We start from the raw sequence: 1429 nt of genomic DNA, 5'->3' as shown, positions 1-1429 counted from the left end.
ATTAATCGCTATGAAACTCATAAGCGTTGCAAAGAGGGTTAAAAGAATGGTTACAAGACGAGTGCTCATAAAAAAGCCCCTCCAATTAACCTCGTTATAAGAGCTAAAAGATAAGCTATTCCCAGCCCATATAGAACAGTTATCCATACATATTTCCAGCTTCCAGATTCGTTTTTTATAGCTGCTATCGTGGCAAAACACGGGAAGTACAATAGCACAAAAATGAGAAAGCCAAAAGCGACTGGAGGAGTTATCTGAGACGCCAGCGTCGCTAATCCGGGATTACCCGGTAGCGATGATGCCCCGTAAAGCGTTGAGAGGCTTGAGACAATGACTTCCTTGGCTGCACCGCCAAAAATGAGAGCAGTTACCATCTGCCAGGTAAAACCAAGAGGCCTGAACAAAGGTTCGAGACTCTTACCAAGAATCGACGCAAAGCTAGTGAGAATATTCCCTGTTGGGAAATATGAAAGTACCCAGATCACAATAGAAGCAGCGAGAATTATCGTACCGGCTTTTTCGAGAAAGTGCTTTCCGCGATTCCAGGTATACAACATCAATGACCTGATTGTGGGTTTCCTATATCTGGGTAACTCCATGATCATTGGGGAAGGCTTCCCTTTGAAAAGCAGTTTGTTGAATAAAAGTGCTGAGGCAAAAGTAAAAAGCACACTAAACACATACAGCGAAAAGATGGCAAGGCCCGCAGCTTTTCCAAAAAAAACGCTGGATATCATGATATATACCGGTAATCTTGCACTACAACTGATAAAGGGAGAAACCAGTATTGTCACAATCCGCTCTTGAGGTTCAGAAATTGTTCTGGTTGACATGATAGAAGAAACGTTGCAACCAAAGCCAAGCAACATCGACATGAAAGATCTGCCGCTTAGCTTCATAGAATACATGACCCTGTCAATTACAAAGGCTGCTCTCGGCAGGTAACCGGTTTCTTCGAGAATTCCAAGAGACAAAAAGAGGATAAAGATGCTTGGCACGAAGGTAATAACAGCCCCAACCCCTCCTATAACCCCATCAGATAGCAAAGAAGCTAACCAGGGTATGGGAACAGATTTATCCACAAAAGCTCCCAAAGCATTAAAGCCCATTTCAATGAGCGTGGTGAATGGTTCTGCAAAGCTGTATGTCACCTGGAAAACAAGGTACATGATGGCAAAAAAAACGAGAATGCCAAGGTATTTATGTGTAACCACATGGTCTATGGCGGTATTTAGATCCCAGTAATGCTTCTCTGAATCTCTGTAAGAATCTTTCAGCAGCTCTTTGATAAATTCGTATCTGGAATTTGCTATATCGGCTGAGTAATCAGCACCAGGGTCTATACCAGTTAATTTCAAAACTTCCTCGTCCCTTTCGAGCAACTTTATCGAAAGCCAGCGTGTATCGAAGTTTTCTAACTCTTTTTTAA

At 42.5% G+C, this 1429-nt stretch carries 1 protein-coding gene; it reads right to left on the bottom strand.

From position 1 onward, the window contains the following. Positions 1-65: 65 nt before the first annotated feature. Positions 66-1429, bottom strand: a 1364-nt coding sequence (gene feoB / locus AC3LHT_RS01570; protein ID WP_488661760.1) for a ferrous iron transport protein B, incomplete at its 5' end; no start/stop codon positions are given.

This window comes from Kosmotoga sp. (assembly GCF_982836095.1).
The sequence above is the reverse complement of the archived record's forward strand: the minus strand, read 5'-3'. Positions and strand labels throughout refer to the sequence as shown.